Annotated in this window: 16 protein-coding genes; 11 read left to right on the top strand and 5 right to left on the bottom strand. The window is 74.5% G+C overall.

What is annotated here, in order from left to right:
• Positions 1-359 precede the first annotated feature (359 nt).
• From BLR33_RS07525 to BLR33_RS07515, 3 genes are read left to right on the top strand one after another with little or no spacing between them, the layout of a single operon-like run.
• Complete coding sequence (locus tag BLR33_RS07525) at positions 360-1,499, top strand: ABC transporter ATP-binding protein (RefSeq protein WP_176930175.1); 1,140 nt, start codon at positions 360-362, stop codon at positions 1,497-1,499.
• A complete protein-coding gene (locus tag BLR33_RS07520; protein WP_093783497.1) occupies positions 1,496-2,236 on the top strand; it encodes an ABC transporter permease in 741 nt (246 codons plus the stop codon). Before BLR33_RS07525 ends, BLR33_RS07520 begins: the two co-directional genes overlap by 4 nt.
• On the top strand, positions 2,233-2,904 hold the full coding sequence (locus BLR33_RS07515) for an ABC transporter permease (protein ID WP_093783496.1): 672 nt from the start codon (positions 2,233-2,235) through the stop codon (positions 2,902-2,904). The genes BLR33_RS07520 and BLR33_RS07515 overlap by 4 nt, the downstream gene beginning before the upstream one ends.
• Before the next feature lie 79 nt (positions 2,905-2,983).
• On the opposite strand, the gene BLR33_RS07510 is transcribed toward BLR33_RS07515, so the two are convergent.
• The 4 genes from BLR33_RS07510 to BLR33_RS35950 form a co-directional block, all read right to left on the bottom strand.
• Positions 2,984-3,622, bottom strand: a complete 639-nt coding sequence (locus tag BLR33_RS07510; protein WP_245771236.1) for a GTP-binding protein — start codon at positions 3,620-3,622, stop codon at positions 2,984-2,986.
• A complete protein-coding gene (locus BLR33_RS07505; RefSeq protein WP_093783783.1) occupies positions 3,570-4,010 on the bottom strand; it encodes a DUF742 domain-containing protein in 441 nt (146 codons plus the stop codon). The genes BLR33_RS07510 and BLR33_RS07505 overlap by 53 nt, the downstream gene beginning before the upstream one ends.
• Positions 4,011-4,142: 132 nt before the next feature.
• A complete protein-coding gene (locus BLR33_RS07500) occupies positions 4,143-4,616 on the bottom strand; it encodes a roadblock/LC7 domain-containing protein (protein ID WP_093783494.1) in 474 nt (157 codons plus the stop codon).
• Positions 4,613-7,897 (bottom strand): ATP-binding protein, encoded by a 3,285-nt coding sequence (locus BLR33_RS35950; protein WP_407639645.1) that lies wholly within the window; start codon positions 7,895-7,897, stop codon positions 4,613-4,615. The genes BLR33_RS07500 and BLR33_RS35950 overlap by 4 nt, the downstream gene beginning before the upstream one ends.
• Before the next feature lie 478 nt (positions 7,898-8,375).
• Here BLR33_RS35950 and BLR33_RS07490 point away from each other — a divergent pair, with 478 nt between their 5' ends.
• From BLR33_RS07490 to BLR33_RS07480, 3 genes are all read left to right on the top strand, one after another.
• Complete coding sequence (locus BLR33_RS07490; protein ID WP_093783493.1) at positions 8,376-9,341, top strand: ABC transporter substrate-binding protein; 966 nt, start codon at positions 8,376-8,378, stop codon at positions 9,339-9,341.
• A 371-nt stretch (positions 9,342-9,712) separates the two neighbouring features.
• Positions 9,713-11,500, top strand: a complete 1,788-nt coding sequence (locus BLR33_RS07485; protein WP_093783492.1) for an aromatic amino acid lyase — start codon at positions 9,713-9,715, stop codon at positions 11,498-11,500.
• 443 nt (positions 11,501-11,943) lie between these two features.
• Positions 11,944-15,372 carry a glycoside hydrolase family 3 C-terminal domain-containing protein gene (locus BLR33_RS07480; protein ID WP_176930174.1) on the top strand — a complete coding sequence of 1,143 codons (3,429 nt, stop codon included), beginning with the start codon at positions 11,944-11,946 and terminating at the stop codon, positions 15,370-15,372.
• A gap of 111 nt (positions 15,373-15,483) precedes the next feature.
• Here BLR33_RS07480 and BLR33_RS07475 read toward each other — a convergent pair whose 3' ends face one another.
• On the bottom strand, positions 15,484-16,365 hold the full coding sequence (locus BLR33_RS07475) for an SDR family NAD(P)-dependent oxidoreductase (RefSeq protein ID WP_093783490.1): 882 nt from the start codon (positions 16,363-16,365) through the stop codon (positions 15,484-15,486).
• A gap of 255 nt (positions 16,366-16,620) precedes the next feature.
• On the opposite strand from BLR33_RS07475, the gene BLR33_RS07470 reads away from it, so the two are divergent.
• The 5 genes from BLR33_RS07470 (at position 16,621) to fxsT (ending at position 25,958) form a co-directional block, all read left to right on the top strand.
• Positions 16,621-17,247 (top strand): PadR family transcriptional regulator, encoded by a 627-nt coding sequence (locus tag BLR33_RS07470; protein ID WP_093783489.1) that lies wholly within the window; start codon positions 16,621-16,623, stop codon positions 17,245-17,247.
• A gap of 85 nt (positions 17,248-17,332) precedes the next feature.
• Entirely contained in the window at positions 17,333-18,601 is a 1,269-nt protein-coding gene (locus BLR33_RS07465) for a phosphorylase family protein (RefSeq protein ID WP_176930173.1), read from the top strand.
• Between the two features lie 108 nt (positions 18,602-18,709).
• A complete protein-coding gene (locus tag BLR33_RS07460; RefSeq protein ID WP_093783487.1) occupies positions 18,710-20,275 on the top strand; it encodes a VMAP-C domain-containing protein in 1,566 nt (521 codons plus the stop codon).
• Positions 20,272-21,447, top strand: a complete 1,176-nt coding sequence (locus BLR33_RS07455; protein ID WP_093783486.1) for an AAA family ATPase — start codon at positions 20,272-20,274, stop codon at positions 21,445-21,447. Before BLR33_RS07460 ends, BLR33_RS07455 begins: the two co-directional genes overlap by 4 nt.
• Entirely contained in the window at positions 21,444-25,958 is a 4,515-nt protein-coding gene (gene fxsT, locus BLR33_RS07450) for an FxSxx-COOH system tetratricopeptide repeat protein (protein ID WP_245771234.1), read from the top strand. Before BLR33_RS07455 ends, fxsT begins: the two co-directional genes overlap by 4 nt.
• Positions 25,959-26,042: the final 84 nt, after the last annotated feature.

The following is a 26,042-nucleotide window of genomic DNA, read 5'->3' as shown; positions in this document are numbered from 1 at the left end:
CGCCTCTCCCGGGACCGCCGGGCCCCGCTCGGCCCTCCATCCAAGCCCACCCGGCCGCACCCGCACGGGGCAGGGGGCGCGGCGCCGATGCGCCGTTCCGCTCCGCGGACCCCCGCGCGCGGCCCCGCGGCTCACCCCTCGCCGACCCGCGGTCACCCAGCGTGCCCGATCCGCGCTCCGGGCGCGTCCGCGGGCTCCACGCGGCGGCCGAAACCCTTCGGCGCGGCCCGCCGTATGCGTCTTCTCCAAACCGCCGTAACACTCGCGGTCTAGACTCACCCCCCATCGGCCTGCGCAATCGCGACCGGGAAGCCGTACACAGGCCGCGTCGTGCCCAACCCCGGAGGGGACCCGGACCTTTGATACAGATCGAGTCAATCACCAAGCGCTACGCCGACGGCACCACGGCGGTGGACGACCTGTCGCTGGAGGTGCCGGACGGCAGCATCACGGTGCTGGTCGGACCCTCGGGATGCGGCAAGACGACCACGTTGCGCATGATCAACCGGATGATCGAGCCCACGTCGGGCCGCATCCTGCTGGACGGCACCGACATCCACAGCCAGCCGGTCAACCAGCTGCGCCGGTCGATGGGGTACGTCATCCAGAACGCGGGCCTCTTCCAGCACCGCACCATCGTGGACAACATCGGGACCGTGCCGCGGATGCTCGGCTGGGACCGCGCCCGCGCCCGCAAGCGCTCGCTGGAGCTGATGGAGCGGGTCGGCCTGGACCTGTCGCTCGCCAAGCGCTACCCGTACCAGCTCTCCGGCGGCCAGCAGCAGCGGGTCGGTGTCGCCCGCGCGCTCGCCGCCGACCCGCCGGTGCTGCTGATGGACGAGCCCTTCTCCGCGGTCGACCCCATCGTCCGCAAGGGGCTGCAGGCCGAACTGCTGCGCATCCAGGCCGAACTGGGCAAGACCATCGTCTTCGTCACCCATGACATCGACGAGGCGATCCGGCTCGGCAACATGATCGCCGTGCTGCGCACCGGCGGGAAGCTCGCCCAGTTCGCACCCCCGGACGTGCTGCTCTCCGACCCCGCCGACGCCTTCGTCGAGGACTTCCTCGGCACCGACCGCGGTGTGCGGCGGCTGTCGTTCTTCACCTCGGCGGGACTCGAACTCACCAGGGGGCCGATCGTCGGGGTGGACGCCGGCGCGGAGCAGATCGCCGAACGCGCCGCGGGCGAGGCCCCGTTCCTGCTCGTCACCGACAACGACGGCAAGCCGCTGGGCTGGGTGGCGGCCAAGGACGCCCTCGGCGGTGGCCTGCGGCACCTCGAACTCCTCTCCCACGGCCGCCCCTTCACCTTCGGCGACGAGTCGCTGCGGGACGCCCTGGACTGCGCGGTGCTCTCGCCCACCGGCTGGGCGGTGGCCGTCGACGACAGCGGCCGCGTGGTCGGCGTCGCCTCCCAGGAGACCATCGGCAACGCCATCCGCGCCGCCCACGCCGGCCGGCCGGGCGCCGCGCGCGTCGCGAAGGCGGCCCGGTGAGCGGCGGCAACGGCTACTTCGACCTGCCCAGCGACCTCCAGCACTCCTACGCGGGGCTGATCGGCATCCACCTGGAGGAGTCGCTCATCCCCGTGGCGGCCGGCCTGGTGCTCTCGCTGCCCATCGCCCAGCTCTGCGTGCGCTACCGCTGGGCCTACCCGCCGGTGCTGTGGATCACCACCGTGCTCTACGCGATCCCCTCCATCGCCTTCTTCGTCTTCCTCATCGACTACACGGGGGTGAGCCAGACAACGGTGGAGATCCCGCTCACCGTCTACTCCCTGGTGGTGCTGGTGCCGGCCATCGTCGACGGCATCAGATCGGTGCCCGCCGAGACCATGGCAGCCTCCGAGGCGATGGGCTTCACGGCCGTCCAGCGCTACTTCCAGGTGCAGTTGCCGCTCGCGGTGCCGGCGATCTTCGCCGGTCTGCGGGTGGCCACCGTCTCCAGCATCAGCCTGGTCAGCGTCGGCACCGCGATCGGCAACCAGGGCGGCCTGGGCAACCTGCTCGGTGACGCGCTCACCTACCACCGCTACAACCTCGCGGTGACCTCCGTGGTGACCATCGCCCTGCTCGCCATCGTCTTCGACGGCCTGCTGATCGGCCTGCGGATGCTGCTCACCCCGTGGCTGCCGCGCGGTTCGGGCGCCGCCCGGAAGGCCGCGCTGGCCGCCGCGGTGGAACCCGAGGCCGGCGCCGAGAAGGCCGCAGCACTGGAAGGCGCCGCCCGATGAGCCTGCTGCACTACATCAACGCCTTCTTCTCCGACGGCGCCCACTGGCACGGCTACGACGGCATACCGCACCGGCTCGCCGAGCACCTGCAGTACTCCTTCACCGCGCTCGGCATCGCCGCCGCCATCGGCCTGCCGCTCGGCCTGATCACCGGCCACACCGGCCGGGGCGGCAACGCGCTGGCGCTGATCGCCACCGCCGCCCGCGCGCTGCCCACGCTGGGCCTGCTGGTGCTGATGTTCATCTGGCTGGGCATCGGCGAGACCCCGGTGATGATCCCGCTGGTGGCCCTCGCGGTGCCGCCGATCCTGGTCACCACCTACGAGGCGGTGCGCACCGCCGACCCGGCCCCGGTGGACGCCGCCCGCGGCATGGGCATGGGGCCGATCGCGGTGCTCTTCCAGGTCGAGCTGCCGATGGCGCTGCCGCTGATCCTCAGCGGCGTGCGCTCGGCGACGATCCAGGTGGTCTCCACCACCGCCATCGCCGCCTACGTCAGCCTCGGCGGCCTGGGCCGCTACATCTTCGACGGGCTCTACCAGCGCAACTACGAGATCGTGGTGGGCGGCGCCGCCCTCATCGCGCTGCTGGCCGTCGCGATGATCGGCGTCTTCTACCTCGTGGAGCGCCTGGTGGTCTCCCCGGGCGTGCGGCTGCGCCGCCGGTAGGGCAGCGAAGCGCAAGGGGCGGTTGCCGGGCCACTCGGCCCGGCAACCGCCCCTTCGCGCGCGCCCGTTCCGCGGGCGCTCAGTTCTCCGCGCGGGCCAGCGCCAGTTCCAGCACGACCAGCAGCGCGTCGCGCACCGAGCCGCGCTCGCGGGCGTCGAAGGTGATCACCGGCACGTGCTCGGCGACGTCCAGCGCCCAGCGCACGTCGTCCAGTTCGTGCTCCACCCGGCCGTCGAACGCGTTGACCGCCACCGCGAACGGGATCTGCCGGTGCTCGAAGTAGTCCACCGCCGCGTAGCAGTCGTCCAGCCGGCGGGTGTCCACGATCACCAGGCCGCCCAGCGCGCCCTGCACCAGGTCGTCCCACATGAAGCCGAACCGCTCCTGGCCGGGCGTGCCGAACAGGTAGAGCTTCAGCGACGGGTCGATGGTGATGCAGCCGAAGTCCATCGCGACCGTGGTCGTGGTCTTGCCCGGGGTGTGGCTGAGGTCGTCCACGCCGGCGGCGACCTCGGTGATGGCCGCCTCGGTGGTCAGCGGCCTGATCTCGGAGATGGCGCCCACGGCGGTGGTCTTGCCCACGCCGAAGCCCCCCGCGACGACCATCTTGACCGGCAGCGGCGGAGCGCCCCGCCCGGCGGCCGGAGCGCGCCCGCGCGCCCCCTCAGTCGCTGTCACGCAGTGCCCCCCTGGAGTCGGGGATGGTGCGGAGACCATCGATCACCCTTCGCAGTACGGAAACGTCCCGGGCCGTGCCGGCGCTCGGCACGTACACCGACAGATGGCCGCCCGCCTGCAGGTCCTCGGCGAGCACCCGCACCACGTTCAGGTGCAGGCGCAGCCGGGCCGCGATCTCGGCGACCGACTGCGGGCGGCGGCAGGCGGCCACGATGTCCCGGTGCTCGAACGAGAGCCGGTCCAGGGCGGCCAGCCCGGCCGTGGTGGACACCACCTGGGTCTCGACCGGCAGCGGCACACCGGTGCTGGTGCCCGCCACCCGGCCCGCGGTGACCAGGAAGGGCCGTACGGCGGGCGCCCGCCCGACCGGCTCGGCCGCCGGCTGCCCGGGATTGCCGTCCGCACCGGCTGCGTTGCCACCGGCCATCATGGGCGCCCCTTTCCGGCGTCTCGTGGTCGAAGCCGCGTGTGCTGCGGGAGTGAACTGGTGCGGACTCTAAGCGCTGTGCGGACGGTTGCAACAGGGTGCCCCGGTGGGTCGGGCGGCCTTCGCGGGCCCTCAGCGGGCCGAGGGCAGGCCGACGGTGTTCTTCAGCTCCAGCACGAGCTGCGGACTGAGCGCGGCCCCGGCCCGGTTGGCGAACAGCGTCATCTCGTAGGCGATGTTGCCGAGCTTGGCCTCCTTGGAGGTCACCACCCCGAGGACGGCGCCGCTGCCGATCGCCGAGATCAGCACGTGCCCCTCCTCCAGGTCGATGATCACCTTGTTCAGCCCGCCCAGGCCGTAGTTGCCCGCCGCGCCGGCGGCCAGGCTGGTCATGCCGGAGACGATCGCCGCGAGGCGCTCGGAGTCCGCGCTGTCCCGCAGCTGGGACACCGCGATCAGCAGGCCGTCGGAGGACACCGCGATGGCGTCCACCACTCCCGCGGTCTCGGTGGCGAAACGGTTCAGCAGCCAGGTGAAGTCGGCTGCGGCGGCCCGCAGGTCGTCAGGCCGGGCCTGACCGGCGGGTCCACCTGTCGGCGTTGTCACTCTTCGGCTCCTTCCGGGAACCCCGTGTTTCGGGTGGTGCCGCCGCTGCCGCCGTCGGCGGCCGCGGCCGTGTCGCGGTGCGCCCGCTCCACCGCTGCCTCGAACTCGTCCAGCTCGGAGCGGACCTCGTCCGCGTCGGCGACCCTCGGCCGGGCGGCCATCGGCTGCCCCGACGTTCCACCGAAGGTCGGTCCCAGTGTGGCCCCCCGCACCCGGCGGCGCAGCGGGCGGGCCTCCCCTTCGGGCCTGGCGTGCGCCGGCCCGGCCTCCGTGGGCCGGCCGGAACCGCCCTCGCCGGACCCCGCGGGAGCGCCCGCGTGCCGCCCAGCGGCCCGCCGCGGAAGGCTTCCTGCGGGCCCGGAGCCCTCCGGGTAGCCGCCGTTGCGAGACGCGTCGCGGTAGCCGCCCGGCAGACCGCTCCGGGGCTCGCTGCTGTACCCGTCGGGGCCGCCGTACGGCGAGCCGTTCTGCGTACCGTTCTGGGCGCCGTTCTGCGTGCCGTTCGGGTAGCCGGGCACGCCGCTCCCGGCGGCGTACGGGTCCTGCGGGAAGCCGCTCCGGCCGGTGTGCTGCCGGCCGTTCTGCCGGCCGTTCCGCTGGTCGTACGGGGAGTTGGGCCGGTAGGTGTGCTGCTGGTCCGGCTGCGGGCCCTGCGGGGTGCCCTGCGAGGGGAGGCCCTGGCGGTTCCCGACCTGCGACGGGCCGCCCGGGGCGCTCTGCGGGCCGCCGCCCTGGGCGGTACGGCGCGGGACGCGGCGGGGGAGGGGCTCCAACTGCCCCGGGCGCAGGGCGGGCTGCACCTCGTGGCCGGGCGCGGCCGCGGGCTGCGGGCGCTCGCCACCGTAGGGGGCCTGCGGGCCGCCGCCGTACGCCTGGCCGCGGCCGGGCTGCGGTCCTGTCGCGCCGCCCATGGGCCCGCCGAACGGCGCGCTCGGCGCGGGCCGTTCGGCGAACGGCTGCGCGTACTGCTGCTCGGGCCGGGCGGGCGGCTGCGGGTGCTCGTCGGCGTCGGGGTACGGGGCCCAGGACGGGGTGCGGCGGTTCTCGGCGTACGGGTTCTGCCGCCGCTGCGGCTCGGCCTGCGGGCCCTGGGCGCGCGCGGGCTCGGCCTGCTGCTGGGGCTGGTACTGCTGACCGTACGGGCCGCCTTGCCCGTGCTGCCCGTGCTGCCCGTACTGCCCGTACTGGTCGTGCTCGTTGTGCCGGTCCTGCGCGGGCTGCCGGTCCTGCCCGCCGTACGGGCCCGGCCCGTACGCCGCCCGCTGGGCACCGGTGTCGGCGCGCTGGGGGGACGGCTCGGCGAAGGAGCCCGTCATCAGCAGCAGCGAGGAGGGGATCGCCACCTGGGCGGTCACACCGCCGCCCGGGGTGCGGGTCAGCATCACGCGGATGCCCCAGCGCCGGGCCAGGCTGCCGACCACGAACAGGCCCAGCACCTTGGTCGGCACCAGGTCCAGCCGCTCGCGGCGGATCAGCCGGGCGTTCTCCTCGGCCAGCCGCTCCGCGCTCATGCCCAGGCCGTGGTCGCGCACCTCGATCAGCGCGCCCTCCGCGCCGGAGCGCACCGCCACCTCGACGGGGCTCAGCGCGGGCGAGAACGACACCGCGTTCTCCAGCAGTTCGGCGAGCATCAGCGTCAGGTCGGCGATGATGTCGGGCGCCACCGTGACCTCGGTGTCCGCGGTGAGCGACACCCGCTGGTAGCCCTCGATCTGGCCGAGGGAGGCGCGCACCACATTGGTGAGCGCGGTCGGGCTCGCCTCCATGCCGCTCTCGCGGATGCCGGCCAGCAGCATCAGGCTGTCGGCGTTGCGCTGCAGGCGCACCGCGAGGTGGTCGATCCGGTAGAGCCGCTCCAGCAGCTCCGGGTCGGTCTCGCCGCGCTCGACCGCGTCGATCAGCGACAGCTGGCGGGCCGTGAGGTTGCTCACCCGGCGGCCGACGTTGCCGAACATCTCCGCGGTGTTGCGCCGGCTGAGCACCTGGCGCTCCAGCAGCGCCGCCGCGGTGGTCTGCACCCGGTTGAACGCCGCCGCCAGGTCGCCGATCTCGTCGCGCGCGGTGATCGGCATCTCCCGCAGCCGCGGCGGGCCGGAGTCCTCGGCGTCGTCGTCGGCCACCCGGGCCAACTCCTGGCCCGCGACCTCGGCGACCTCCGCGGCCGCCCCGGTCAGCGCCTGCACCGGCCGGATCACCGAGCGGCGGATCGCGACGCTCAGCAGCAGCCACACCGCGAAGCCCAGCAGGGTGGCGCCCAGCAGCCAGGCCGCCCGCCACCAGGCGGACCGCGAGGCGCTGTCGGCCCGGTGGGCGATCTGGCCGATCAGCGAGCCGGTGACGGTCAGCCGGGTCTGCGCCTGGGTGCGGTAGTCCGGGTAGGCCCGCAGCGCCTGGTCGAGCGAGGTGCGGATCGCCTGCGGGGTGCCGCGCTCCAGCGCGCTCGGGTCCACCTGGAGCCCGGCGTACTGCAGCGAGATGGTGTTCCAGGCCCGGCCCTGCTCGACCTTGGACAGCTGCGAGGTCTGGGCGGCGGTGGCGTACCGGCCGAAGCGGGCCGCCTCGGAGGTGTACAGCTCCTGGGCGCCGACCGCCTGGGTGAACTCGATCAGCGCGTTGGCGTCACCGGTCTGGGCGGAGAAGACGCTGGTCTCGAAGGTGCTGTGGGCGGCCTCGGCGCGCAGCAGGGAGTCCAGCAGGCTGCCGGTCCTGGTGGTGGAGAGGTTGCCGCTCAGGTCCAGGCCCAGGCCGTCGATCAGGTCGTCCACCGCCGAGGTGTAGGCGGGGTCGATGTTGTCGGCCGGCAGGTAGCTCTGCTCCACGGTGGACCGCAGGCTCGACATGCCCTCGATCTCCTTGAGCACCTGCGCCTCGGCGGGCGGCAGCCGCGAGCCGAAGGTCCGCCGTACCGTGTCCACCTGCTGCTGCACGGCCTGCTGGGCCTGGCGGTACGGGGTCAGCGAGGGGCGGGTGCCAGAGGTGGCCGACTCGTAGCGCACCGAGAGCAGGATCGCCTGCTGGTGCTCGGTCTGCACGCGGTCCACCAACTCGGCCACCTGCCGGCTGTCGCGCACCAGGCGGGCCGCGGAGGCCGCGTCCTGGGCCTGCCCGACCAGGCCGGAGATCACGTACGCCAGCAGCGCCGCCACCACCACGAGGGGGACGCCGACCAGGAGGTCGAGCTTGCGCCGGAAGGGCCATCGGTCGGCGAATCCGCGAACGCCGCTGCGGGCCGGTGGGACCGGACCTTCCGGTTCCGGACCGACCGCTCCGTTCACGGACACGAGGCCCTCCTCCGTGACTGTGGTGTGCCAGGGGCCACCCGCCGCGCCGGCCGGGGGCGGAAGTGACCGGACATTCCCCGTACCTGCTCGGGAATGGTCGCCAACTGCCGGGAGACTACCTCGTCTTGCCGACCGGCAGCTGACCACGTCATCAAGATCCTGTTAAGTCGGGGCCGCTTCCTGGCCGTTTCCCGGCCGTTTCCCAGCCGCTGTCCGGCTGTCACCCGCCCGCCGCCCGCCCGTTTTCCGGCCGCGCCGGGCTCCCTTGCGCCCCACCGGTACCACTGGTCCCCGGTATTGCCGGGGCCCCAGAGGTGACCGCGATCCAGGCCCCTTCCCGCTTTCCCGCCATCGAAACCAATCGGTGACCCGGCCGCTCTTGACGCCATCGGAAGCGGCTGGATTGGATCGTTGTCAAGCTATTGTTCGAACCTGCCCGAGCTCCACACGAATACCCCCCAAGCCGGAAGCGGATACTGTGACTTCTCGTCCGAAGAGCACCTGGTCCAGCCCGAGTTTTCTCCGTGTGGCCGCGGTAGCGGTCGCCGCGGCCACCGCAGCGCCCCTGCTCGTGGGCTGTTCCTCGTCCTCCGACAAAGGCAGCGACCCGCTGGCCGGCAAGAAGGCGAGCGGCGGCACCGTGGTCGTCGGCTCCAACAACTTCTCCGAGAGCACGCTGCTGGCTTACATCTACGGGGAGACGCTCAAGGCGAAAGGCGTCAAGGTCAGTTACAAGCTGGGCATCGGCACCCGCGAGACCACGTACGGGCTGCTGAAGAACGGCACCGTCAGCGTGCTGCCGGAGTTCAACGGCGCACTGCTCGCCTACCTCGACCCGAAGGCGGTGCCGAACACCGCGGCCGCCACCGACGCGGCGATCAAGGCCAAGCTCGACCCGAAGCTGACGATCCTCGACGACTCCCCGGCGCAGGACAAGGACTCGGTGACGCTGAACGCCGCCACCGCCAAGAAGTTCCACCTGACCTCGTCGAACACCATCGGCGACCTGGCGCAGTACGGCTCGCAGATCACCATCGGCGCCTCCCCGGAGTTCCAGACCCGGCAGCAGGGCCTGGTCGGCCTGAAGTCCGAGTACAACCTGGTGCCCAAGTCCTTCAAGGCGCTCGACGCCGGCGGCACCCTCACCGAGGCCGCGCTGAAGAACAACAACGTCCAGGCCGCGGACATCTTCACCACCGACCCGACGATCACCTCCGAGAAGTTCGTGGTCCTGCAGGACCCGAAGAACCTCTTCGGCTTCGAGAACGTCGTGCCGCTGATCTACCGCTCCGGGGTGAACCAGCAGGCCATCAGCGCGCTGAACACGGTCTCCGCGAAGCTGGACACCAACACGCTGCTGGCGCTGGACACGCAGGTGCAGACGGACAAGAAGGACCCGCTGGACGTCGCGCAGACCTGGCTGAAGTCGGCCGGACTGATCTGAGGCCGGTCCGCGGGCCGGTCCGCGGGCCGATCTGCGGGCTGGTCCGAGGAGTCGGGGGCGGGTCGATCCGCGGGCTGGCCCGCGAGGCCGGTCCGCGAGGCGATTCGGGGGTGGTCCGAGGGTCGGTCTTTGGGCCGGCTCGCGGGCGATCCCATCCCCGCGGGCTCCGCGGGCTGTTGATGGGTGCGGGGCCGGGCGGGCCCGGGGCCGAAGGGACCTGAAGCCGGGCCGGAAGGGCATTCCGGCCCGGCAGGACTCCCGACCGCCGGGACCGCCGGCCACCGCACCTCGACCGGAGGTGAGCGTTGGGAACAGCATCCGTTCCGGCCCCGGCACCCGAGCCGCGGCACGGCTCCGAGAGCGCCCCCGCCGTGCACACGCACACGGCGGGGGCCGCACCGGTTCTCGACGGCATCGGCCTGGACGCCGACGGCATCGCCCTGATCGCCGACGGCGCGGCCGCGCCCGAGGTCCCCCCGGAGGCGTACGCACGCGCCGAGCGGTCCTGGCGGACCGCAACCCGGCTCGCCGCCTCCGGGCGGATCTACGGGCGGGACACCGGCGTCGGCGCCAACCGGATGGTCTTCCTCAGCGACGCCGAGAAGGACGAGCAGGACCTGCGGCTGCTGCGCAGCCACGCCGGCGGGATCGGCGCGCTGCTGCCGGCCCGCGAGGTGCGCGCGATGATGGCGGTGCGCGCCAACCAGGTGCTCGCCGGCGGCTCCGGCCTCCAACCCGCCTTCGTCCGCGCCCTGGTGGAGGCGTTGCGGCTCGGACTGCACCCGGCGGTCAACGAGTTCGGGGCGGTGGGCACGGGCGATCTCACCGCGCTGGCCCAGACCGGCCTCACCCTCATCGGCGAACGCCCCTGGCTGGGCGGCCCCTTGGGCACGCAGGGCCCGGACCTGGACCCGGTCCACGGCGGACAAGGCAGCACGGGGTCGCCTGGACCGGGGGATGCCGACGCGGCTCCCGCCGGCTCGGATACTGGGGGGTCGGGGTGCGACTCCGCGGCCGCGGCTTCCGACAACGAGAATGCGGCCGACGGCGGTTCGACCATGCTCGGTGGTCCGGGGGCCTCACGCGAGGCGGGTCCGGGCGCCGCGGCGGGTCCGGGTGGTGAGCCGGGCGGCTCGGCCGCCGCCGGTGGCGGTTCGATACCCGAGGACCCCTACGCCCGTACGGTCGGGCCCGCGCCCGTGCGGTTGCAGCGGGGCGACGGGCTCGCCCTCATGAGCAGCAACGCGCTCACGCTCGGCCAGGCGGCCCTTGCCTGCCACGACGTCGACGTCCTGCTGCGGGCCTCGCACGCGGTGGCTGCGCTCTCGCTGGCGGCGGTCGGCGGTTCCCTCGAGGCGTACGCCGCGCCCGTCCACGCGCTGCGGCCCTACCCGGGCGCGCTGCGGGCCGCCGCCGAAGTACGGCGGCTGCTCGGCCAGCCGGACCACCCGAGCACGCCGGGCCGGCGCATCCAGGACCCGTACGGCTTCCGGGCGTTCCCCCAGGTGCACGGCCCCGCGCTCGAAGCGGCCGCCGCACTGCGCCGGGTCCTCGCCGTGGAGGTCAACTGCCCCTCGGAGAACCCGCTGATCAGCGAGGACGGCGGCCCGGACGGAGGTCCGGCGGTCTACCACCACGGCGGTTTCTTCGCGGCGTCGCTCGGCCTCGCGCTCGACCAGCTGTGCCTCGCCGTCCTGCAGACCGCGCGGCTGTCGGCCGCCCGCCTCAGCCACCTCGGTGACCCCGACATCACCGGCCTGCGGCCCTTCCTGGCGACCGGGCCCGCGGCCAGCTCGGGGATGATGATCCTGGAGTACAGCGCGAACTCCGCGCTCGCCGAACTCCGCGCGGCCGCCGCCGCGCCCGCCTCGGCCGGGCACACCGTGCTCTCGCGCGGCCTTGAGGAGGCGGCGAGCTTCGCCTCGCAGGGCGCGCGGCAGGCGCTGCGGGCGGTGGGGGCGTACCGCCTGGTGCTCGCTTGCGAACTCGTCGCCGCCGTACGGGGGTTGCGTTCCCCGGAGGGACCGGAGCTCGCGCCGGGGGCGCCGCTGGGCGAGGTCATCTCCTCGGCGGCCCTGCCGTGGGGGGACGACGACCGGGCGCTGACTCCCGATGTGAACGCGGCGGTTCTCCTGCTGCCGGGGCTGGCGGAGCTGTGAGGCTGCCGGGGCTGGCGGCGCTGTGAGGCCGGCGGGGTCGGCGGAGCTGTGACACCCGGCGGGCGTGCTGGGACCCGACGCTGCCGGAACGCCGTGTCCGCGCGGCTGCGCGGGCCGGCCGGCTCCCTGCCGTCCAGGAGCGCGGCGAGCTGCTCCGGATCGGCGGGTCCATCGCGCGGATGCCCTGGTCGCGGCCGTCTCCCGCAGGTCCTTCCCCGGAGCGGTGCCGTCACCGTCGGCAACTTCACGTCGTGGGACGCGAGGGTTCCACGGGGCTTCCGCGGTACGGGTTTCCCTGTGCCTGACCATGTCTTGACGACCGTTCAGCCACACGTTCTGCGTTCATGTCCTTGACGCTCCTGGTGCCCGAGCGCACACTTCCAGTCGTTTGTGTTCATGCCGTGAACCTGGGCCGCCCGCACCGGCCTGCGAAGGAGAACCGTATGCGCATGGCACGTCTGGCCGTCGCGGCGGCGGCAGCCGCGGCTCTGGCCGTCCCCCTGGCCCTCCCCGCGACCGCAGCCCCCACCGGAAGCGGCACCGGGACCGCCGCCCGCCCCTGGCTGAACACGCACCTCCCGCTGGAGAAGCGTGTCGACCTCCTCCTGGCGCAGATGACCAACGAGGAGAAGGCCACCCTGATGACGGCGGTGGGTGTCCCCAGCGGCTCGCACGCCACCGGCTACATCCCCGGCATCGACCGCCTCGGCATCCCCGGTATGCAGTTCAGCGACGGCCCCGCCGGCGTGCGCGACGGGCAGCCGGCCACCGCGCTGCCCTCCCCGGTCGCGCTCGCCGCCTCCTTCGACACCTCGATGGCGAAGCAGTACGGCACCGTGCTCGGCACCGAGGCCGCCTCCCGCGGCTACCAGGTGCTCTACGGGCCGATGGTGAACATCGTGCGGACCCCGCTGGGCGGCCGGGACTTCGAGACGCTCGGCGAGGACCCGGAGCTGGCCGGCGACATCGCCGCCTCCGAGATCCGCGGCATCCAGGACCAGGGCGTGGCCGCGCAGGTCAAGCACTTCGCGGGCAACAACCAGGAGAACGCCCGCACCACCTCCAGCTCGGACATCGACGAGCGGACCCTGCACGAGATCTACCTGCCGGCCTTCGAGAAGGCGGTCAAGGACGGCAAGGTCTGGTCGCTGATGTGCGCGTACAACAAGGTCAACGGCACCTACGCGTGCGAGAACGCGCAGATCCTGCGGGACATCCTGATCGACACGTGGAAGTACGACGGGGTGGTCGACACCGACTACCCGGCGAACCACAGCACCGTCGCCTCCGCGCTGGCCGGCCTGGACCAGGAGTTCAGCGGCACCACCTACTTCACCCAGCTGCCCGCGGCCGTCGCCGCCGGCCAGGTGCCGCAGTCGGTGCTGGACGACGCCGCCCGCCGCATCCTGCGCCTGGAGTTCCGCACCGGCCAGTTCGACCCGCGCACCCCGCCCACCGCCGACCTCGACGCGGACAGCGCGGTGGCCCGCAAGGCCGCCGAGGACGGCGCGGTGCTGCTGAAGAACAGCGGCGCCACCCTCCCGCTGGACACGCGGCGGCTCACCTCGCTCGCCGTCATCGGCCCGAACGCCGACACCGCGGTCACGGGCGGCGGCGGCAGCTCCGCGGTGACCCCGTACAAGAAGGTCGACCCGATCTCCGGGCTGACCGCCCGGCTGGGCAGCGGCGTGCGGATCAACGCCGTCAAGGCCGGCCGGGCCAGCGGCTTCCCGGCGATCCCCGCCTCCGCCCTGACCGGGCTGAAGGGCGAGTACTTCGCCAACAAGACGCTCAGCGGCACCCCCGCGGTCACCCGCGACGACCCGAACATCGACTTCGACTGGGGCACCGGCTCCCCGGCCGCCGGCATTCCCGCCGACGGCTTCTCGGCCCGCTGGACCGGCACCCTGACCGCGCCCACCACCGGCACGTACACCCTGTCGGCCACCAGTGACGACGGCAGCCGGATCTACCTGGACGGCAAGCTGGTCGTCGACAACTGGTCCGACCACGGGGCGACGACCGTCACCAGCACGCCCGTCACGCTGACTGCGGGCGAAGGGCACGCGCTGACCGTCGAGTTCTACGACAACGCGCAGAACGCCTCGGTCTCCGTGGGCTGGTCCGCGCCCGACCTGCCCGACCCCGGCATCGACGCGGCCGTCGCGGCGGCGAAGTCCTCCGACGCGGCCGTCGTCGTGGTCGGCGACACCTCCAGCGAGGGATCGGACCGCACCACCCTCGCCCTGCCCGGCGACGAGAACGCGCTGATCTCCGCCGTGGCCGCCGCCAACCCGAGGACGATCGTGGTGCTGCGGGCCGGCGCCCCGGTGCTGATGCCGTGGCTGGACGACGTGCCGGCCGTGCTCGACATGTGGTACCCGGGCCAGGAGGACGGCAACGCGCTCGCCGCCCTGCTCACCGGCGACGCCTCGCCCGGCGGCCGGCTCCCCGTCAGCTTCCCGCGGACCGACACCCAGACCGCGGTGGCCGCCGCGCCCGGCCGCTACCCGGCCGTCAACGGCGTCTACGACTACAGCGAGAAGCTCGACGTCGGCTACCGCTGGTACCAGGACGAGGACCAGACGCCGCTCTTCCCGTTCGGCTACGGCCTGTCCTACACCACCTTCAAGCTCTCCCACCTGTCCACCGGACCCACCGCCGTCACCGCGGGCGCGGGCAGCGCCACCCCGGTCAAGGTGTCGGTGGACGTCACCAACACCGGCCGCCGTACCGGCTCCGACGTGGTGCAGGTCTACCTCGGCCACCCCAAGGGCGCGGGCGAACCGCCCAAGGAGCTCAAGGCGTTCGCGAAGGTCGAGCTGAAGCCCGGCCAGACCCGCCGGGTCACCCTCACCCTGGACTCCGACGCCCTGCGCACCTGGGACAGCGACGCCCACGACTGGACAGTGCTGGACGGCCGCTACCCGCTCTACGTCGGCGAGTCCTCCGCGGACACCCCGCTGACCGGCGCGGTCACCGTGCGGCGCACGGCCGGCACGCAGTACACCGCGGTGACGGCGGCGGCGACCACGCAGGCGGGCAGCACCCAGACCGTGCGGCAGACCTTCACCAACACCGGTGACAGCGCCGTGCGCGACCTGCGGCTCGGGCTCCAGCTGCCGGCCGGCTGGACGGCGAAGCCCGCCGCCCGTACCCCCGCGGCCGCCGGGACCGTGCCCGCGCACTCCTCGACGGCCGCTTCCTGGACCGTGACGGCGCCCGCCGACGCGGCCCCGGGCAGTGCCACTCTCTCCGGCACGGCCGCCTTCCGGCTGGGCGGGCGGCAGCAGCGCACCGGCACCACGACCACCACCGTGCCGTACGCGGACCTGGCCGCCGCCTACGACAACGAGGGGATCAGCGCCGACAGCGATCCGTCCACCGGCAACCTCGACCCGGGCGGCTACAGCTTCTCCGCCACCCAGCTCGCGGCCGTCGGCTACACCCCCGGCGCCACGGTGACCGCGAACGGCCTGTCCTACACCTGGCCCGACACCCGGCCGGGGCAGCCGGACAACGTCGCCGCGGCCGGCCAGGTGATCCGCGTCCAGGGCCAGGGAAGCCGGCTCGGTCTGCTCGGCACCGGCGTCGGCTCCGCGCACTCGGGCACGGTCACCGTCACCTACACCGACGGCACCACCGCGGCCCTCGCGGTGGACTTCCCCGACTGGTACTCCAACAAGGCCAGCGGCAACAGCCAGTTGGCGGTCACCACGGCCAACTGGAACCGCCCGGCGGGCGACACCCTGGGCAACCACGCGGTGAGCCTCTACACCACCGGCGGCGTCCTGGACCCGTCGAAGACGGTCGCCACGGTGACGCTGCCGGCCGACAGCGGCATCCACGTGTTCGCCCTCTCGGTGGGCTGACACCGCGGGTTCAGCCAGGCAGCCAGGCCCTCGCTGGGCAGGCCCCGCTCCCGCGCGGCGCCGCCGCACCCCAACGGGTGCGGCGGCGCCGCGCGTTCGTGCCCTTTGCGCTCAACTCGCCCCGGCCTTGAGCTTGGCGAGCCCGGTGACCTGGGCCATCAGCCGGTCACGGGTGCGCAGCGGCAGGCGGGCGAGCAGGCCGAGCAGACGCACGTCGTCGCCCACGGTGTAGCGGGGCTTGGGGCGTTCGGCCTCGAGCGCCTTGACCAGCGCGTCGGCGAGCACGCTCGGCGCCGCCGCCTTCCGCCGGGCCGCCGCCATCGCCCGGTCCACCGCCTGCTGCTGCCGTGCGTAGAGGGCGACGAGTTCGGGCGGCATGGAGGCGCGGGCCCGTTCCTGGGCCGCCTCGGCGTCGTCGAAGATGCCGGTGGCGAAGCCCCCGGGCTCCAGGACCACCACGGGGATCCCCCAGTGGGCCAGTTCGAGGCGCAGCGCGTCGGAGAGAGCGGCAAGTGCCGCCTTGCTGGCGGAGATCGGCCCGAAGTAGGGGCCGGGGACCCGGGCGGTGGCGGCGGTGACGTTCACCAGCCGGCCGTGCCCGGCGCGCAGAAGCGGCAGGAACGCCTGGGTGACGAGCGCGGGGCCGTGGACGTTGACGTCGAACTGGCGCCGCAGTTCCGCGCGCGGGACCAGCTCCAGCGGCCCCTGCACGATGACGCCCGCGTTGTTGACCACGGCGTACAGGCCGTCGGTGACGTCGGTGACGGCCGCCACCGCGTCCGCCACACTCCGCGGGTCGGTGACGTCGAGCCGGACCGGTACGACGGCGGCGTCGTGGCCGGCCGCGTCGGCGAGGCGGTCGGGCTCGCGGGCGCCGGCGAACACCCGGTACCCCTTCGCGGACAGCGCCGCCGCGGCGGCCCGCCCGATGCCCCCGGTGGCACCGGTGAGCAGGACGGAACGGGTGGACGGGGACGGGGACGTGGCAGGCATGGCATCGCCTCATCGGTGTGCGTAGGGACTGACCAGGGGCTGGCCAGGGCTGACCAGGGGCTGACCAGCGGACCGGCCAGGGGATGACGGGACACGACGGAGCCGGCTGCGGCAGCCGCGTGCGGACGGCGGGTGGAAAGGCACCACCACATGGACGTCCGAACATGAACGCAACGACATGTACGTTGTGACATGTCATCGTTCAGCGTGGGCGGCGGTATGTCAACATGGGGGCCCGGGAGCTGAGGAGTGCCGATGTCGCTGCGCCATGGTCTGCTGGGCCTGCTCGCGGAAGGGCCGGCCAGCGGATACGACCTGGCCCGCCGCTTCCAGGAGGGCCTGAACTCCATCTGGCCGGCGCAGCACCCGCAGATCTACTCCGAGCTGTCCCGGCTGGCGAAGGCCGGCCTGATCGAGGTGGACAGCCACGGCCCGCGCCGCCGCACCGCCTACCGCATCACCGACGCCGGGCTCGCCGAGGTGCGGCGCTGGCTCGCCGAGGAGCCCGTCGACCACAGCTTCCGGATGGAGTCGCTGCTGCGCTCCTTCTTCTTCTGGCTCATGGAACCCGGCGACCTCAAGCGCCGGCTGACCGAAGAGGCCGCGTACTACGCGCAGTTCGCCGCATCCCTGCGGGAGTACGCCGACTCCAAGGACCGCGGCGAGTGGGGCACGGGGGAGCGCACCCGGGCCCAGCGGATCGGGGTGGAGGCGGCCGTCCGCGTCAACGAGGCGCTCGCCGCGTGGGCGCGCTGGGCGCTGGAGACCGATCTGATGGCCGACGAGGAGTTCGGCAGGCCGCGGGGCGCGGCGCCGGCCGAGGGCGCGCGGTCCCCGGAACGGGGCGGCGACACGGCTGCGCGGGGCCCCGCCGGGGGCTGAGTTCACCCGTACGCAGGGTGCCCCGGGTCGCCGTGATGTACCACTATGGGGAGGGAAAGGGCGGGTTCGGCGGCCGGGGGGAACCGTGCGGGACGGCAGCAGCAGCGTGGACGTCTTCGTCCTCACCGCCATCGAGGTGGAGTTCCGCGCCGTCCTCGCCCACCTGTCCGGCGCCGCCCAGGTGCAGCCGGGCGCGCGCGAGACCCCGTACGTCGTGGGCGACTTCACCGCGGGCGGGCGCGTCCTGCGGGTCGCCGTGCAGATCGCCGGGCCGGGCAACGAGCGGGCCGCCCTCGAACTCGACCGCGCCGTCGGCCTGCTGCGCCCCGCCGTGGTGCTGATGGTCGGCGTGGCCGGCGGCCGCAAGGACGTCGCACTGGGCGACGTGGTGGCCGCCGACGCCATCTACGGCTACGAGTCGGGCCGCGACGAGGAGCACCGCCTGCTGCCGCGGGTGCCCACCCGGCACTCCTCCTACGGGCTGGTCCAGCAGGCCCGGGCGGTGGCCGCGCTCGGCACCTGGCAGCGGCGGATCGACCCGCCGCCCGAGCGGCCGCCCGCCGCCTACGTCGGCGCCCTGGCCTCGGGCGCCAAGCTCGTCGCCCACGGCCGCTCGGCCACCGCCCGGATGGTCGAGCGGACGGCGGGCGACGCGCTCGCCGTCGAGATGGAAGGGCTCGGCTTCCTGCTGGCCGCCCACGCCAACCAGGCCGTGCGCGCCCTGGTCGTCCGCGGCGTCTCCGACCTGCTCGGCGACAAGGACGGCGACCACGACAAGCGCTGGCAGCCGGTCGCCGCCCGGCACGCGGCCGCCTTCGCCTTCGAACTCCTCGCCCTCTACCCGCCGCCGGACCGCGCCCCGGCCCTGCCCGTGGCCCACCCCGTGCCCGCCCCGCGCCGGGTGCCCGCCGCACCATCCGTAACCGCCGCACCACCCGGAACCGCCGGGCAGCCCGGGCCCGCCGAGCACGCCCACACCCCCGTCCCCGCGCCCGACGTGCCCGCCCCCAGCCGCGACCGGCCCGGGCGGCTGACGCCCGCGGAGTACGGGGCCCTGGCCGAACTCCTGCTGTCCGTGCCCGGTTTGAGCGCCCCCGCCGCCTGGCAACTGCTGCTGGAGAGCCTGCCGGGGCCGGGCGCCGCCGCCGTACGGCAGGGCAGTGCGCGGCTGGACGCCATGGCGCTGCTGCGCGCGTGCGAGGCGATGGGCCAGTGGGCCCAGCTGTGCGAGGCGCTGGAGACCCTGTGGCCGGGCTTCGCCGCGGTCCCCGAACTGCGCGCCAGACTCGCCGCCCTGGGCCGCCTCCCGGAGGGACCACCCCTGCCCCCACCTGCACCGTTGCACCCACGGTGATCCCAAGCCGGGTTGGGTGTACGGCGTTTGACGGAGAGTGAGCGCGGGCGAGGGCCGCTGTGGCAGAGTCTGCTCGTGCGCGCGGCGCGGCGGACCGGGAGGTGAGCGATGGCGGGCTACGCAGGCGGCAGTTCCGGGCGGCTGCCCGAGCTGTTCGCCGCCCTGCAGTCGGTCGCCGTCCTCACCGAACCCGGCGGCCGCGGGCTGCTGCTGCGCATCGCCGAGCGCGAACTGGAGCGCCCGGTCGGCGTGGGGACCGGCGAGAGCGCCGACGCCGGCTACTTCCACCTCGAACTCGCCATGGCCTGCCTGAACTCGCCGCGCACCATGACGGCGGTGTGCAACGCGCTCGCGCTGCTCGACGAGGAGGGCACCGCCGCCGTCCGCGCCCTGGGTGCGGAGCTGACCGCCCAGCCGGTCCTGCCGCCCGAGCAGGAGGAGCGGCTGCGCGACCTGCTCAAGGACCTCACCACGCCGCGGCTCGACCAGCTGTGCCGCGACGCCGCCGGCGACCTGCACGACCCCTACGACCTGCCCGCCTTCGACGACGCCTGGAGCGCCCACCAGGCGCTGTCCGGCCTCAACGCCCGCGAGGACGGCCTGCCGCCCGCCCTGGCCCTGGTGGAGTACCTGGCCGCCGAGGTCGCCTACGACTTCGACCGCGCCATCGCGCTGCGCGGCTGGAACGACCGGCAGGCCGCCGCGCTCGGCCTCGCCTCGGAGCTGGGGGTGCTGCGCCAGCGGGTCCAGTACGCCCCGCCGACCGCCGCCCACGACGCCTACCTCGTCATCCGCCTGCTGCCCGCCGAGGAGCCCGGCCGCTACCGGCTCACCTCCTGGCGGCACTACGGCAGCGGCGAGCCCGGCAGCTGGCAGCCCCGGCAGGGCAGGACCGCGGTGTTCACCCTCGCCGAGGCCGAGGCGGAGGTCCAGGAGCTGGTCTACGAGGCCGAGGAGGAGTGGGCGCGCGACGCGGGCTGCATCCACGTGGAGTTCGCGCTGCTCACCGAGGAGCTGAACCTGCCGGTGCAGCTGTGGCGCTTCGAACTCGACAGCGACACCCCCGCCCTGCTCTGCACCGCCTACCCCGTGGTGGTGCGCAGCCTCACCCGCGGCCGCACCCCGCGCTGGCACCGGCTGTGGCGCAGGCGCTGGCAGCTGCTGCGCGAGCACCCCGAGCAGTGGCAGCACCTGGTGGTGGGCCACCCCGACGGCCACCACCCGCCGGCCGGACGTGCCGACATCCTGGAGGCCCGGCTGCGCGCGGACGAGTCGGTGGGCACGGTCGTGCTCAGCGGGCCGCCCGAGGCGCGCACCGACGGCGGCGCCGAACTCCAGGCCGCCCTGCGCACCGGGGTGCCCGTCATGCTGTGGCTCGGCCGCGACGAACCGGCCGGCGGCACGGCGGGGGAACAGCCCCATGACCTCCCCGGCACCGAAGAGGCCGACGGGACGGCAGCCCCGTTCGAACGGCTGCTGCGGGACCCTGTCGAGCTCCGGGAGGCCGTGAAACAATTGCGCCTTGAGGCCCAGTCGGCGTCGCCGGACCGACCGGACCACCGCGTCGGACGCCGGGTGGTCCTGCTCTGGGACGACCCGACCCGGCCGGTCGAGACGCACGAGCCGCTGTCGGGTCCTGACCGCTGGGACCGGCGAAGGGTGGACGGCCGATGACCGAGGCGCAGGGCGCGGGCGCCCAGGCCGCCGAGCCCTCCCGCGTGCCCAGGTCCTGGTGGGTCTACCGCGGTACGGGCCTGCCCGGCCACGACATCTCGCTGGACGACGTGCTGCCCCCGCCGCCGCCCTGGCGCACCTTCGACGGCGCCAGCGCCGACCCCGCCCTGTCCGGCGCCGACCCCGCTGAGCGCACCGAGCCCGCGCCGCCGCCGGAGGACGCGGCCGAACTGCTGCGCCGGCTCGGCACGTCGATCAGCGCCGTCGGCCGGGACGTCGGCGAGGCCGACATGGTCAACGCGGCCCTGCTGCTGCGCCGCCCGCTGCTGGTCACCGGCCGCCCCGGCACCGGCAAGTCCACGCTCGCCTACCGGATCAGCCGCGAGCTGGGCCTGGGCCGGGTGCTGCGCTGGCCGATCAGCAGCCACTCCACCCTCGCCTCCGGCCTGTACACCTATGACGCGGTGGGCCGCGTGCACGCCGCCGCCACCGCGTCGGCCGACCGCGGCGCCGGGCAGGACGCCGGCCGCGGCGCCGACGAGGCGGCAGGCCCCGCGGGCGAGGCGGCCCCCGACGCCGTCTCCGGCATCGGCGACTTCCTCCAACTCGGGCCGCTGGGCACCGCGTTGCTGCCCTACCGGCACCCGCGGGTGCTGCTCGTCGACGAGTTCGACAAGTCCGACATGGACTTCCCCAACGACCTGCTGGACATCTTCGAGTCCGGCGAGTTCACCGTCCCCGAGCTGGCCCGGCTGCGCCGCCACCAGCCCAGGGTGCGGGTGCAGACCGACGACCCGGGCGGCAGCGCCTGGATCGAGGGCGGCCGGGTGCGCTGCCGCGCCTTCCCCGTGGTCATCGTCACCAGCAACGGCGAGCGCGACTTCCCGCCCGCCTTCCTGCGCCGCTGCCTGCACCTGCAGATGGCCGAACCCGACCTGGAGCGGCTGACCGACATCGTCACCGCCCACCTCGGCCCGCTCGCCGAGGAGCCCCGGCTGCGCGAGCTGATCGCGGGCTTCGCCGAGCGCAGCAGGCGCGAGAAGGGCCTGGCCGCCGACCAGTTGCTCAACGCGCTCTACCTCGCCTCGTCCGGGGCGCAGACCTCGGGCGCGGAGTGGGAGGCGCTGCTGCACGCGGTGTGGCACCGCCTGGACGGCCCGGGATCGGCATGACCTCCGGCAGCCACGCCGGCCCGCCGCACCACGAACCCCCCGGCCCCGCGTGGTTCGAGGTCGCCGACGCCCTGTACCTGGCCGCCCACGGGGTCGGCGAGGACCTCGCCGTGCGCGCCCGCGGCTCCCAGGCCCCGCCCGCCGCGGGCCGCCCCCGGCAGGGCCCCGCGGAACCGCCCCACCCGCGGCCGGACCCCACCCGCCCCGGCACGGACCCCGAAACGGCCGACGCGGCCGGCTCCGTTGCCGAGGGGCCGCCGGACCCCGCCGCCACCCGGGCCGTCTCCGGCAGCGGTGACACGCCCGCCCGACCGGAGGGCGCGCAACCGCCCGCCCCGCCGGGCGGCCGCCCACGGGCCGCCGCGCGGGCGGAGGCCGCGGCCGCGCACTCGGCGGCGCCGGAGGACGCGTCCGGCGCCGCAGTCCTTCCCGGCACGGCCCGGCTGCTCGGCACCCGCGCCCTGGCCCGCGCGTTACGCCCGCTCAAGCGCCGCTACCTCTCCCGCACCGCCTGGCAGCTGGACGAGGAGGGCACCGCCCGGCAGGCCGCGGCCGGCGGGCAGTGGCTGCCGCTGCTGCGCCCCGCCCGGGAGCGCTGGACCGACGCGGTGCTGGTGGTGGACACCAGCACCTCGATGGTCATCTGGCGGCACGTGGCCGCGGAGTTCGCCACCCTGCTGCGCCGCACCGGCGCCTTCCGGGACGTGCGCGTGCACCGCATGGACACCGGCCGCCTCACCCCCGCCGACCTGCGCGCCGACGCCGGCTGGCCGCGCACGGCCGCCCGCCGGCCGGGGGAGCGGCGCCGGGTGGTGCTGGTGCTCACCGACGCCGTGGGGCCCGCCTGGCGCGACGGCGGCGCGGCCGCCCTGCTCACCCGCTGGTCGCAGGCCGCGGCCGTGGCCGTCGTCCAGGTCCTCCCGCAGGCCGCCTGGCACCGCACCGGACTGCCCGCGCGCCGGGTCGCGGTCAAGGTGCCGGCCCCGGGCGCCCCGAGCGCGGCCTGGCAGGCGGCCGAGGGCACCGGACCGGTGGTCCCCGTCCTCGAACTGGACCCGCGCTGGCTCGGCCGCTGGGCCCGCCTGGTGGCCGCGGCCGAACCCGTCGCCGCCGGCGTGTGGGCCGCCTTCCCCGCGGCGCCGCCCGAGCCGGACCCCGCGGACGCCGACGAGCCGGCCGGGGAGCCCGGTCCGCGCGAGCGGGTGCTGCGCTTCCGCACCCAGGCCAGCCCCGCCGCCTGGAACCTGGCCGCGCGCCTTGCCGCCGTCCCGCTCAACATCCCCACCATGGAGTACGTCCTGTCCGCCGGCGGCCCCGCGGCCGGCCCGGCCGAACTCGCCGAGGTGCTGCTCGGCGGGCTGCTGCGCCAGGTCGGCGACGACCCGATGGACGAGTCGGCGATCAGCCACGACTTCCACGACGGGGTGCGCGAACTGCTGCTGGCCGCCGGCCGCCGCGACGAGACCCGCTACCTGCTGCTCGGCGCCCTGGACCGGCAGGCCCGGCGCGGCGACGCACCGGCCGCCCTGCGCTCGCTGCGGGCCCTGGCCGCCGACCCGGCGGCCGGCGGCCCCGGCACGGCCGAGGAGCCCGGCGCGCTGCCGGCCGGCCGGCTGACCGATCGCCTGCTGCCCTACGCCCGCGTGCAGGTCGCCGTGATGACCGCGATCAGCGGCCCGTATCTGGCCCCCGCCCGGGCGCTGGGCGCCCGGTTGGCCGAGGCGGCGGCGGACACACCCCGAACGCCGCAGGACGCCGGCCGCGGCAGCGCCCCCAAACCTGCTATATCAGGACACGGCCACCCGGCCGCCGAGGTGATTGACATGGCTGATCCAACGGCTGATCCAACGGCCGACCCGAACCCGACCCGCCCCGCCGACTCCCTGACCGCCGTCCAGGCGGCGGGCGGCGCCGCGCCGGGGCCGTCGGTAGCCGAGACGAGGGGACTCACGGTGCCACCCACACCCGTCCGCACCAGAGAGAAGACCACGGAGCGCCGCAGCGGCCGGCGCCCGCAGGTGTGGAACACCCCCACCAGGAACCCGAGTTTCACCGGCCGCGGCCAGGAGCTGGACGAACTCCACCACCGCCTCTCGGAGTCGGGCTCGGCCGCCGTGCTGCCCGAGGCGCTGCACGGCCTCGGCGGCGTCGGCAAGTCGCAGATCGCCATCGAGTACATCTACCGGCATGCCTCGGAGTACGACGCCGTCTGGTGGATCCCCGCCGAGCGCCCCGAGCAGATCAAGCAGTCCCTCACCCAACTGGCCGCCCAGCTCGGCCTGGACCCGGTGAGCAACAGCTCGGCCCTGGTCGCCACGACACTCGAGGCGCTGGCCGCCGGCGAGCCCTACCACCGCTGGCTGCTGGTCTTCGACAACGCCGAGGAACCCGACGTGGTAAGGGAGTTCTTCCCGCAGGGCGAGGTCGGCCGCATCCTGATCACCTCGCGCAACGCCCTGTGGGCCAGGACCGCCCGCACGGTGGACGTGGACGTCTTCACCGTGGAGGAGAGCGTGGAGCTGCTGCGCCGCCGCGGCCCCGAACTGCCCTACGAACAGGCCGCGAGGATCGCCGACACGCTCGGCAACCTGCCGCTGGCCATCGAGCAGGCGGCCGCCTGGCTGTCGGAGACCGGGATGCCCGTGGACGAGTACCTGCAGGCGTTCGAGGGCGAGCGGGCCGACGTGATCCAGCGGCGCAGCGAACTGCTCGGCGCCGGCGTGCCGGTGGACTACCCCGAACCGGTGGCCGCCGCCTGGAACATGTCGCTGCGCCGGCTCGGCGAGAACAACCCGGGCGCCTACCAACTCCTGCAGATCTGCTGCTTCTTCGCCCCCGAGCCGATCCCGCGCCGCTACTTCACCGGGGTGCGCGGCCTGGAGCTGCCGCGCGAGCTGACCGAGGTGCTGCGCGACCCCATCAAACTCGGCCACGCCATCCGGGCGATCAGCCGCTACGCCCTGATCAAGGTCAACTACCGCGACAGCACGGTGCAGATGCACCGCCTGGTGCGGGCGGTGCTGGTCGGCCAGATGTCGCCGACCGAGCGGGCCGACATGCGGCACGGCGCCCACGCCCTGCTCGCCAACTCCGACCCCGGCGACAGCGGCCAGGCCGCCAACTGGGCCGCCTACGCCGAACTCCTGGTGCACGCCCGCTTCTCGCGCGCCCTGGAGTGCGACGACCACTGGGTCCGCCAGCTGGTCGCCAACCTGATCTTCTACCTCAACGGCCGCGGCGACTACGCCACCTGCCTGGACTACGGCCGCGAGGTGCTGGACCGGTGGAACGCCCGGCTCGGCGCGGACGACCTGCAGGCCCTGGCCGTCGCCCGCACCGTCGGCAGCGTCATGCGGCTGGTCGGCGACCACGACGAGGCCGCCGAACTCAACCTGCGCAGCCTGCGGGTGCTGCGCGAGCGGCACGGCCCGGATCACCCCGAGACCATCGCCACCATGGGCTCGGTCGCCCAGGACGCGCGTATCCGGGGCGACTTCGCGGCGATGCTGGAGATCGAGCAGGACCGCTGGCAGCGGGCCGTGCGCGAGTTCGACGAGGGCAGCCCGCAGACGCTCGCCGCCGCCAACGACTACGCGCTCGCACTGCGCCGCACCGGCGACTTCGACGCCGCGCTCGCCATCGACAGCGAGGCCAAGGAGCACGCCGAGATCAACCTCGGCCAGGACAGCCTGCTCACCCTCATCCTCACCAGCAACCTGTCCATCGACATCCGCGAGTCGGGCGACTACCTGCGGGCGCGCGACATGCAGGAGCAGACGATGCAGCGGGTGCTGCACGTCGTCGGCGACGCCACCGCCCCGCTGTCGCTGATCGCCGCGCGCAACCTCGCCACCGCCCGGCGCAAGGCCGGCGACCACCAGGGCTCGGTGGAGGCGCTGGAGGCCACCGTCCGCGCCTACCGGCGCAAGCTCAACAAGCGCAACACCAACCTGTCCTCCGCGGTGCTGGCGATGTCGATGGCGCTGCGGCAGAACGCCGATCTGATCGGCGCCCGCGAGGTCGGCGAGGAGGCGTACGCGACGCTGGACGGCATGCTCGGCGACAACCACCCCTACACGCTTGCCGCCTGCACCGACCTCGCGGTCACCATGCGGCTGCTCGGCGAGGTCGAGCAGGCCCGCGCGATGGACGCCGACGCCGCCGCCAAGCTCGCCGACCGGCTCGGCCCCACCCACCCCACCACCATCGCGGCCGCCGCGAACCTCGCCAGCGACCACTACACCCTCGCCGACTACGCCGAGGCCGAGGCGCTCGACCGGGCCCTGCTGGAGCGCTGCCACGAGCGCTTCGCCGCCATGGACCACCCGACCACCCTCGCGGTCGCCCTCAACCTCTCGCTGGACCTGCGCGCCCTCGGCCGCACCCAGGAGGCCGCCGAACTCCACGCCACCACCCTGGACCGCTTCCGCGCCACCCTGGGCCCGGCCCACCCCGCCACGGTGGGCGCCGCCCGCGGCATGCGCGCCGACTGCGACGCCGAAATGGAATGACCCCGGCCCCGCCCCGTCCGGCTGCAAGAGGGGCCGGACGGCGACGGCGGTGGGCCGCTGACCGGGGGCCGCGCCAACGGGCTT

The organism is Actinacidiphila guanduensis (assembly GCF_900103985.1).
Lineage (GTDB): Bacteria > Actinomycetota > Actinomycetes > Streptomycetales > Streptomycetaceae > Actinacidiphila > Actinacidiphila guanduensis.
This window is presented reverse-complemented; position numbering and strand designations above follow the sequence as displayed.